This is a genomic window from Streptomyces sp., assembly GCF_031181705.1.
Taxonomy (GTDB): domain Bacteria; phylum Actinomycetota; class Actinomycetes; order Streptomycetales; family Streptomycetaceae; genus Streptomyces.
Genome location: NZ_JAPSKN010000057.1, coordinates 16,923 through 27,188 on the forward strand (window position 1 = coordinate 16,923; position 10,266 = coordinate 27,188).

Sequence of the window (10,266 nt, forward strand, 5' to 3'; positions counted from 1 at the left end):
GCGAGATGGAAACCGACCCCCGGCCCACCGGCCCGGGCCGCGCGGCCGGCCCCGAAACCGCCGGCGTGGACCGCAGCGCGATGGTCTTTCCCGGCATGGGCCCCCAGGACTTCGGCTCCGTGGGGAAGTTCCTGCTGATCGACCCGGAGGCGGCCCGTCTGGTGGCGGAGGCCTCCGACGTCCTCGACTACGACCTCTTCCTGCGCTACCGCGACAGCGAGGCCGACTACGCGGAACCCGCCCAGGTGTCCTTCCTGGTGGTCTGCCTCACCCTCGCCGGATGGGCCGAGGAGCACCTGGGCGCCGACCCCGCGTACTGCACCGGCCCCAGCTTCGGCGGCAAGGCGGCCGCGGTGCACTCCGGCGCACTCGGTTTCCGGGACGCGGTCTGGCTCACCGCCCAACTCGCCCGCTACGAGAAGGAGTACTTCAGCCGGGAGCACCCGGGTGTCCTCACCCAGTCCTTCGCCCGCACCGCCCCCGAGGCGCTCGCCGAGATCCGGGCCGAGCTGGACGAGCTGGGGGAGTGGCACGAGGTCTCCTGCGAGCTGGACACCGACTTCGTGATGCTCTCGCTCCGCGCCGAGCGCCTGGAGTGGTTCCAGCAGCGGATCCGGTCCGCCGGCGGACTGCCGCTCTACACCGTGGACCCGCCCGCGCACTGCCGGGCCTTCGGGCCCCTGCGGGACCGGGTGGAGGCGGAGCTCTTCCCCGAGCTGACCTTCACCGACCCCACCGTGCCGGTCGTCGCCGACCAGGACGGCTCCGTCCGGACCACGGCCGAGGGGGTGCGGACCATGCTGCTGGACGGCTTCGTGCGGACCGTGCGGTGGCCGACGGTCGTCCGCTCGCTCGCGGAGCGGGGCGTGCGCGAACTCCACGTCTGCGGTCCGGACAGCCTGTTCGGGCGGGTCCCGGTCGTCCGCGACACCTTCCGCGTCACCCCGGTGGATCCGCGTACGGCCCTGAGCCCGCGGCGCCGTCCGGTGGCGGTCTGAGGACGGGGCCGCGCCGCGGCCCCGCGACCGCGCCGGTGCGGCTCAGGACCGCAGCTGCGCGCTCATCCGCTCGACCAGGGCGGGCCGGTCCACCTTGCCGTTGGCGTTCACCGGGATCTCGTCCAGGACGTGGATCTGCTGGGGCGCCATGTAGTCGGGCAGTTCCTCCATGCAGAAGGCGCCCAGCTCCACCTCGTCCAGCTCCGCCCCGTCGGCCAGCGTCACGAAGACCGCCAGCACCGGGTCGGTGCCCTCCACCGGCAGCAGCACGGCGCTCGCCGCGGTCACTCCGGCGAACTCCGCCACCCGCCGCTCCACCTCGGTCAGCTCCACCCGGTTGCCGCGGATCTTGACCTGGGAGTCGGCCCGGCCGTCGAAGTACAGTTCACCGCCCTCGCCGCGGTGCCCCAGGTCACCGGTGCGGAAGACGGTCTGCCCGGTCAGCGGGCTCAGCGGGTCGGGCACCAGGGCCTTCGCGGTGGCCTCCGGGTCGCCCCAGTAGCCGGTGAACAGCGAGGAGCTGCGCAGATGGATGTGGCCGACGACACCGGGTTCGGTGATCGCCCGGTTCTCCTCGTCCAGCAGCATCATCTCCGCCCCCCGGTGGGCGAACCCGATCGGCAGCTGCGTCAGCCCGTGCGGCACCGGGCGCGGCACGTCGGTGAAGGAGGCGGCCACCGACTCGGTGCTGCCGAAGCAGTTGACGATGCGGGCGTGCGGCAGCAGCTCCTGGAGCCGGCGCACCTCCGGCAGCGGGAACGGCTCCCCCGAGAAGAGCACGCCGCGGATCTGGTCCCCGAGCGCGCCCAGCTCCTCGGCCTCGCGCCGCAGCGCTCCGCGCCAGATGGAGGGGGCACCGTTCACCTGGGTCGCCCCGGTCTCCCGCAGGAAGCGCACGAAGCGGCGCGGCCAGCGCAGCAGCGCCCTGGGCACCGGCACCACGGTCGCCCCGCTGCCCAGGGCCAGGCCGATGTCCAGCAGGGAGAAGTCGAACTGGAAGGGCGCGGTGGAGGCCACACGGCTCTCCGGGGCGACGATGCCGTGCCCGAGCATCCCCCGGTAGAAGGAGAGGATCGCCCGGTGGCTCATCACCACGCCCTTGGGCCTGCCGGTCGTGCCCGAGGTGAAGACCATGTACGCCGGGTCGGCGGCCGTGCTCTCCTGGCGCACCGGGGTGCGCGGCGCCGGTGCCCGTTCGACGGTGAGGCCCTCGGGCCCGAAGCGGCCGGTGCCCATGCCCTCCGGGACGCCCTCCCTGCGGCTGTCGACGGCCCTGAGGTAGAGGGACGGCGACACGCTCTCCATGATGGACAGCAGCCGCTTGGTGGGTGTCTCCGGGCTCACCGGGACGAACGGCAGGCCCAGGCAGGAGCAGGCGAGCAGCGCGGCGATGGCCGACGGGGAGGTGTCCGTCTCCAGCAGCACCCGGTCGCCGATGTCCAGTCCCAACTCACCGAGGACGGTGGCGTAGGACTCGGTCCGACGCTCCAGCTGGCGATAGCTGAGCAGGCCCACCTCGTTGTCGACGAATTCCATGACCGCCGGTTTCTCCGGCGTCAACCGGGCACCTGCCAGCAGGAATTCGTGCAGCTTCTCCGCGTGGTTCTGAGCGTGGGTGAACACTTCCCGACTCATCATCGCCTCACTGGACACCTCGGGGTTCGCGACACCGGGAATGCTAGTGGCGGAAGCACCCCTATCGGCCCCCTAGAAAAAGGGCGTCCTGCCGGCCGGGGACACCGCCTCCGGTCCGCCCCCGGCCCGGGCGGTGCCGGAAGACCCGGCACCGCCCCACGCCGTTCTGGCGCCCGCCCTCCCGCACGTTCCGCCGCGGATTCCCCGCCGTTTCCCGCCCGGCCGCGGAATTGTGCGCAGGCGGCCGGCCGCCGTCGGGAATCCGGGCGGCACCCGGCGTGGTGCGCCGGGGGGAAAAGCGGGTCAGAAGGACCCGCCGTTCCGCAGGGTGAGCTCCAGCCCGCGCTGCCTGAGTTTGGTCGCCAGTGCGCTCCGGCCGCTGATGCCCAGTTTCTTGTAGGCGCGGGTGAGGTGCTGTTCGACCGTGCTCACCGTGATGAAGAGCGAACTGCTGATCTGCCTGTTGGTGTGCCCGGACGCGGCCAGCTGCGCCACCCGCAGCTCGGCCTCGCTGAGCACGGTGGACTCCCCGGCCTCCGGGCGGGCGGCCGGTGCCGGCGTGCGGGTGACCTCTCCGCGTTCGGCGGCGGACTTGACGGTCACCCGGGTGGCGGGCGGGCGACGCCTCATGATCTGGCTGTGCGCCGTGGGGCGGTCCATCCTCATCGCCGGCTTGGCGGTCCGGCCCGCACCGCCGAGGGCCGGCCGGCCCGGTCCGCGGGACTGCCCGAGCGCCTTCAGGGTGCGCTCCATCTCCAACTGGTGCCCCGCCTCGCGGAAGTACTTGGCGGCCCGGCTGATGATGCCCGCCGACTCCGAGGGGGCGGCCGCCATGGCCAGCACCCGCAGCGCCAGTCCGCAGGCGTACGGGTCGGTGTCCACGGCCAGCTCGACCTGCTGGCGGGCCAGGTCCCGGGCGGTCGCGACGTGCCCCAGCTGGAGGTTGGCCTCGGCCAGGTCGCTGCGCCACGGCACCAGGGTGCCTCCACCGTCGTCCCATTCCCGGGTCTGTCTCTGGCACCGCTGGAAGGCACTGGCCGCCGCGAGGGGACGATTGGTGGCGAGCTGGTAATGCCCCCACGCGCGTAGATACTGCATGCCTCCGGCGGTGCGGAAAGCAGCCTCCGGCACGGGCCGCTTCACGGTCTGTCCTGCCGCGTCGATGTCGCCGGCGGCGATCTGGGCCTGGAGCAGGGTGGTGAGCGGGTGGGTGATGGCGACCCCCCAGTTGTGGTCGCCGAGCATCTCCAGTGCGGCGCCGGCCCGTTCGGCGGCCTGTGCCAACTCACCGGAGTAGAGCAGGATCTCTGCGCGTAGCGACTCCAGCATCGCCTCCCAGGTGACCGCACCCCGGTGGTGGGCCTCCCGGCTCAGCGTCACGCACCAGCGGTCGGCCCGCTCCATCCGGCCGCCCCGCACCAGCGCGGCGATCGCCATGGCGATCGCCTCCAGCGCGGTGTCGCCCAGCCGGCAGTTGTGGAGGAGCCGTTCGGCGCTGACGAGGGTCGCCTCGTCACCGCGGTGCCGCCACATCCGCAGCAGACTGTCGGCGGTGTGGTCCCAGGGGGTGGGCCGCTGCTGGGTCCTGCTCTCCCCCTTCTCCGAGGACATCGGGCGCGGCCCGAAGTACCACTGGTGGGCGAGGTCGAGCTCGGCCGCGATCTGCGGGTCGATGGGCTCGGAGGTGTCCTGGAGCACCTCGCGGGCCCGCAGGTAGGTCTCGCGGTCGCCGTGCCACAGCGCGTGCCGCATCACCGCGAAGCAGTCGGCCTGTCCCGCCCGGCCGGAGGACCCGCCGACCACCAGTTCACGCAGCGGCGCCACGTAAGGGGTCACCGACGCGGGGCTGACCCGCCAGAGGCAGTGCACGATGGACTGCTGCAGGGCGCGCCGCTCGGACTCCTCGGTCGCGTTGCCGAGCGCCAGCTCCAGGCAGCGTCCCGCGAACTGGACGTCGTCGCCGAGTATCGCCTCGTGGGCGGCGGACCGCAGCAGCGGCACCGCCCAGCTGGCGGAGGCGCTCCCTGCGGCCACCAGGTGCGCGGCCACCTCGGTGGCCCCGGCCGCCGCACCGTACTTGAGTTCGGCTGCGTGGGCGTGCAACCGGGCCCGGCTGGAGGGGGAGAGCCCGCCCAGCACCGAGGAGGCGGTGGTGGGGTCGTGGTAGACGCCGTCGACCAGCAGCCCGGCCCGGTGGAGCGCCTCCAGCATGTCGACCACGGTCTCGGTGTCGAGCGAGGTGAGCCGGGTGATCAGGGAGACGCTGCTGTGACGGTCCAGGATCGCCACGGCGGCGGCGACGTCGAGCAGTTGGGCGTCGGAGTGGCCCAGCAGGGCGCTGACCGCGCGGGTGTAGGAGGGACCGGCGGTGACCCGCCCGCGGTCGGGGCCGTTTCGGTAGTCGTCGATGAGCGCGTGTGCCAGCATCGGGTTGCCGGCGCTGAGAGTGTGGATGGAGGCGGCGATCTCCTGCGGCTTCGCGTCGTCCGCCAGCTCCGTGAGCAGCTGCTCGATGGAGTGGACGGACAGGGGTGCGAGCTGCACCGCGTGGTAGCGGGGCTGACGGGCGAAGTAGCCGCTGAGCCGGAGGGCGGAACTCTGCCAGTCGGGCTGGGTGAGCACGACCAGGATCCGCGCGGAGCGGATGCGCCGCTGTAGCTGCAGGAGCAGCTTGAGCGACGTCTCGTCGGCGAAGTGGAGGTCGTCGACGCCGATCACGACGGGACGTTCGGACGCGAGGCCGAGCAGGACGTCGCAGACGTCCCGGATCACTCTGGCCTCCGCGTTCTCGTACGTCGGGTCGCCGGGGAGTGTTTCGCGCATCCCGGCCAGGGACGGGACCTCGATGTCCGCCGACGCGTTCGCCAGCATCTGGTCGATGATCGCCGCGCCGATCTGCTGTTCGTCACGGGCACCGGTTGCGCTCAGCGTGAGCGCCCCGACCCCGGCCGCCTCCTCCAGGACCTCCTCCTGGAGTGCGGTCTTGCCGCTGCCGATGCCGCCGCTGACCAGTACCAATTGGCCGGCTCCGGCGGAACTTTGCTCGAATTGCGTCCACAAATAATTACGCGCTTCGTCCGGTTTAATGCGTAACTGGCCGCTCAGGACGGCTGCCATGCTCATTTGCCCCCGTATCGATCAAGCAAGGAATGGTATAGCGCCCATGGGTATGCCTGTAGATACGTTCGAAGCTTAGCAGAGATTTTACTCGCATGGAGAGAACCCGGATCATGTTCGTGAGGCCCGGGAGGGTTGTGACAGGCTCTCTCCGCGCGTCCTGGAGCGACTTAACGAGTTCTTTATCCCGCCCCCCTTGAAATATTTGGAATTTAACTCCAAGCAAACAGTATATCCAGGTACGAGTCGGGCACAAGGTGGTCGTCCCGCGCCGTCTGCCGTCCGCACCGTCCCCCTCGTGCCGAAGGCGCGTCGCGGGCCGCACCCCTTGACGCGGCCCGCGCGGGGGAGCACCGGCCGCTCAGACCCCGGCGCCCCGCTGGTCGGAGACGACGGAGGCGATGATGTCGTCGAGGGAGCGCCGTGGCCGGAACCCGACCTGGCGCAGCGCCTTCCCGCAGTCCGGCACCCTGCGCTCCATGTCCTCGAAGCCGGGGCCGTACGCCTGCTCGTAGGGCACCTTCTCCACGGTGCTGGAGGAGCCGGTCGCCGCGATCACGCGCTGTGCCAGCGTGCTGATGCTGGTCTGCTCCGTGTTCCCGAGGTTGTAGACGGTGCCGTGGGCGCTCTCGTCCTCCAGCAGCGCCACCAGTGCGGGGACGACGTCCAGGACATGACAGAAGCACCGCACCTGCTGGCCGTCGCCGAAGACGGTCAGCGGCTCGCCGGCCAGCGCCTGGCCGACGAAGCGCGGCACCACCATCCCGTAGCGGCCGCTCTGCCGGGGACCGACGGTGTTGAAGAGCCGGACGATCACCGTGCGCACGCCGTACTCCGCGCCGTAGAGGAAGGCCAGCGTCTCGTCGAGCGCCTTGGCCTCGGCGTACGACCAGCGGTTCAGCAGCGGGGAGCCCACGATCCGCTCGTCGTCCTCGGTGAGGCCCTCCGCTGTGTTCTTGCCGTAGACCTCGCTGGTCGAGGCCACCAGGATCGGCACCTCGTGCCGCCGGGCGGCCTCCAGCATGATCTCGGTGCCGTGGAGGTTGGTGCGCAGGCTCTCCAGGGTCTTGCCGAGGATGGTGAAGACGCCGACGGCGGCGGCCAGGTGGTAGATCGCGTCCACCCCGGCCATGCTGCGCTCCACGGCCTCGGCGTCGCAGACCGAGCCGCGGATCAGGGTCAGTCGTCCGCCGTCGCCGAGACCGGCGAGGTTCTCCTCCCGGCCGGTGCTCAGATCGTCCAGCACCACCACCTCGTGGCCCTGGCGCAGCAGGTGCTCGGCGAGGTGCGAGCCGATGAAGCCGGCTCCTCCGGTGATCAGGCAGCGCACGGTGTGGTCCTTTCCCAGGGGTGGCGGGGCGGTCGTGGGCGGGTCACGGAGTCTGCCCCACGCGAGTGCCGTCGGCGAGGCGGAAGCGGTAGGTGGCGTCCACCACCAGCGGGCAGTCGGCGACCCAGTCGTAAAGCTGGCCGGGGTGCGCGGTGTGCACCAGGACCAGGTCCCAGTCCGCGCCGTCGGGCCGCTCCTCGCTGGTCATCTCGGTGCCGTCGGGCAGGGTCAGGCGCGCGACCAGCGGGTCGTGGTAGCCGACCCGGGCCCCGCGCCGGGTCAGCTCGGCGATGATGTCCAGCGCCGAGGAGGCGCGGACGTCCTGCACCCCGGGCTTGTACGCCACCCCCGCGACCAGCACCCGGGTCCCGGCCATGCCGCGCCCGGCGTCCGAGAGCGCTCCGTGGATCCGGTCCACTACGCTCCGCGGCCGCTCGGCGATGGCGTTCATCGCCTGGTTGACCAGCGGCGCGGCGGTGCGGGTCGCCCGCAGCTGCCACAGCAGGTAGTGCGGGTCGCACGGGATGCAGTGGCCGCCCACGCCCGGGCCGGGGTGGAAGGCCATGAAGCCGTACGGCTTGGTGCGGGCGGCCTCGATCACCTCGATCGGGTCGAGGGCCAGCGACCGGCAGATGTCGGCGAACTCGTTGGCCAGCGCGATGTTCACGGCGCGGAAGGTGTTCTCGTAGAGCTTGGTCATCTCCGCGGCCTCCGGGGAGGCGACCAGGTGCACCTCGGGGGTCAGCCGCCGGATCACCCGGGCCGCGCCGGCGGCGCACCGGGTCGTCACCCCGCCCAGCACCCGGGGGGTCTCGTCCTGGGTGTGGGTGACGTTGCCCGGGTCGATGCGCTCGGGGCTGCAGGCGACCAGGATGTCCTCGCCCACGGTCAGGCCGCGCGCGGTGAGCGGCTCGACGAGCATCCGCCGGGTGGTGCCGACGAAACTGGTGGAGGTCAGGATCAGCGTCTGCCCGCGGCGGGCATGGCGGACCAGGGCGTCGCACGCGCCCTTGATCGCTCCGAGGTCGGGCAGCAGGTGGTGGTCGACCGGTGTCGGCACGCAGACCATCACGGCGTCCGCCTCGGCCAGTCGGGAGACGTCGTCGGTGAGCTCGAAGCCGTCCTGCCACAGCGCCTTCTCCAGGCGGCGGTGGTCCGCCTCGATCAGATCGACCGTCCGGGCCTCGATGGCTTTGAGTCGTTCGGGGCTGTGGTCGATCCCGAGCACCCGTACTCCGCCCTCAAATAATCCCAGCGCGGTCGGCAGCCCGACATAACCCAGCCCGATGACCGCGACCGAGGTGCTCTCGGCCGGGGAGGCAGGGGATTCTTCGGTGGTGAGAGTGTGCGGCATTGTCCACCCGAATTCACTGAGTAGGCCAGGGTTTCCCCGCGGGAAACTGGGTGACGCGGACGAGTGACAGTCCGGTGGGATTTTTTGCCGGAAGGAACCGGGCAGGGAGCAGCCTCGAATTCCTGTTGAATGTCCTCGCACGGATTTCCTTTGAAATCTGTGCGAAGAAGCGTACGAGCCGGGTGTGCCGTTTCCTACCCCTACCCGGGACCCCTACGGCCGCTCGGGCACCGCACGGGAGGCGGGGTGACCGGTCACAGCACGGCCCGGACCAGCTCGAACGCCTCGGCGAGCTCCACCGAGACCTGCGAGCCCCGGTACTCGGCCAGGGCCCTGGTCCCGCGTTCACTCCGCGGCGACGGCCATTCCTGGAGCTCGGCGCCGTAGGCGCGCAGCGCCTCCAGCTTGCGCTCGAGGTGGTGCGGCTCCAGCGGCTGCCAGAGGCTCGGCCGGAACGGGGGCATCCCGGACGCCTCGCCGCAGTCGGTCGCCGACCGCACCTCGAAGCACCTGACCTCGCGGACCGTGCCCTTCCCCGGCCGGCCGGCCACCCGGGCGCACCGGCTGACGATCTGGTGGTCCAGGCTCAGGTCGCTCATGCTGGTGGTGAAGAGCGTGTCGGGGCCGAACCGCTTGACCTCCTGCTCGAAGACCCGGTTCAGCTCCAGCTGGCCCACCGTGTCGAGCCGGTTGTCACCGAAGGAGTGAATGCTGACCCGGGAGATGCCCAGCGTCTTCGCGGCGGTCTCGATCGCGGTGGTGCGGTCGGTCACCCCCTGCCCGGACGCGGAGCGCGACCCGTCGTCGTTGGTGAGCACGCACAGCGCGATCTCCACGCCCTCGTCCGCCAGCCGGGCGAGGGTGCCGCCCGCGCCGAGTGTCTCGTCGTCGCCGTGTGCCACCGCGACCATGAGTCTGCGGATCGTCCTCTGCATGGAAATGCCTTCCCCAGTCGGGACCCTTGGGCCCGAGCCGTCGGTGTCCGAGGTGGTATCGGTCGTTGTTTCCTTCGACGTGCGGGTGCTGCGCCGACAGCCTTCGCCCCCGTCAACCCCTATCGGCCCGAATTCCGGCGCTCCGGCCGTACTTCGAGTGGTCTCTTCCCGGGCGGACTTCCGTTCCGGGCGGCCGTGCACGGGCTTCCGGTTCCGGCACTACCGTTCGGCGGTGAGGGTGCGGAATCGTTCTTTCAGGACATCCAGCACGGCGGGCGCCTGCTGATCGAGATAGAAGTGCCCGCCGGGGAAGGTGAGCAGTGTGAAGTCGCCGGTGGTGTGGTCGCGCCAGGAACCGGCCTCGTCGGGCGTGCACTTGGGATCCGACTCGCCGGCCAGCGCGGTGATCGGGCAGGAGACCGTCCCCGGGCCGGGGCGGTAGGTCTCGGCCGCCCGGTAGTCGCTGCGCAGCGCGGGCAGCACCATGCTTCGCACTTCCGGGTCGTCCAGCAGCCGCGAGTTGGCGCCCCCCAGTGCCTGCACCGCGGCGACCAGCCCCGCGTCGTCCCGCAGATGCGTCGTCTCCGCGCGGTGGCGGGTGGGTGCGCGTCGGGCGGAGACGATCAGCACCAGGGGGGCGGTGCCCGCTTTCTCCAGGCGCCGTGCCACTTCGTAGCCGATCGAGGCGCCCATGCTGTGTCCGAACAGTGCCAGCGGAAGGTCGGTGCAGGGCAGGAGCACGGGGGTGATCAGGTCGGCGAGCGCTTCGACGGTGTCGACTGCCGGTTCGTTGCGGCGGTCCTGCCGGCCCGGGTACTGGATGGCGAGTACGTCGATCTCGGGGGCCAGCGCCTTGGCGACCGGGGCGAAGTAGCTCGCCGATCCTCCGGCGTGCGG

Annotated in this window: 7 protein-coding genes; 1 reads left to right on the forward strand and 6 read right to left on the reverse strand. The window is 71.4% G+C overall.

Translation table 11 applies throughout. The features are described 5' to 3' along the window. Positions 1 to 5 precede the first annotated feature (5 nt). The gene (locus RIN80_RS13655; protein ID WP_309095851.1) at positions 6 to 998 is read left to right on the forward strand and encodes an ACP S-malonyltransferase; all 993 of its coding nucleotides are present in this window, start codon (positions 6 to 8) and stop codon (positions 996 to 998) included. A gap of 42 nt (positions 999 to 1,040) precedes the next feature. On the opposite strand, the gene RIN80_RS13660 is transcribed toward RIN80_RS13655, so the two are convergent. The 6 genes from RIN80_RS13660 to RIN80_RS13685 form a co-directional block, all read right to left on the reverse strand. Continuing rightward, the gene (locus RIN80_RS13660) at positions 1,041 to 2,621 is read right to left on the reverse strand and encodes a D-alanine--poly(phosphoribitol) ligase (RefSeq protein WP_309095838.1); all 1,581 of its coding nucleotides are present in this window, start codon (positions 2,619 to 2,621) and stop codon (positions 1,041 to 1,043) included. A 315-nt stretch (positions 2,622 to 2,936) separates the two neighbouring features. Beyond that, on the reverse strand, positions 2,937 to 5,651 hold the full coding sequence (locus tag RIN80_RS13665; protein WP_309095839.1) for an AAA family ATPase: 2,715 nt from the start codon (positions 5,649 to 5,651) through the stop codon (positions 2,937 to 2,939). A gap of 460 nt (positions 5,652 to 6,111) precedes the next feature. Continuing rightward, positions 6,112 to 7,080 carry an NAD-dependent epimerase/dehydratase family protein gene (locus RIN80_RS13670; RefSeq protein ID WP_309095840.1) on the reverse strand — a complete coding sequence of 323 codons (969 nt, stop codon included), beginning with the start codon at positions 7,078 to 7,080 and terminating at the stop codon, positions 6,112 to 6,114. A 43-nt stretch (positions 7,081 to 7,123) separates the two neighbouring features. Then, positions 7,124 to 8,434, reverse strand: a complete 1,311-nt coding sequence (locus RIN80_RS13675; RefSeq protein WP_309095841.1) for a nucleotide sugar dehydrogenase — start codon at positions 8,432 to 8,434, stop codon at positions 7,124 to 7,126. A 254-nt stretch (positions 8,435 to 8,688) separates the two neighbouring features. Beyond that, positions 8,689 to 9,369, reverse strand: coding sequence for a PIG-L family deacetylase (locus RIN80_RS13680; RefSeq protein ID WP_309095842.1), 681 nt, complete (start codon positions 9,367 to 9,369; stop codon positions 8,689 to 8,691). A gap of 219 nt (positions 9,370 to 9,588) precedes the next feature. Continuing rightward, a partial coding sequence (locus RIN80_RS13685; protein WP_309095843.1) for an alpha/beta fold hydrolase occupies positions 9,589 to 10,266 on the reverse strand: 678 nt, incomplete at its 5' end.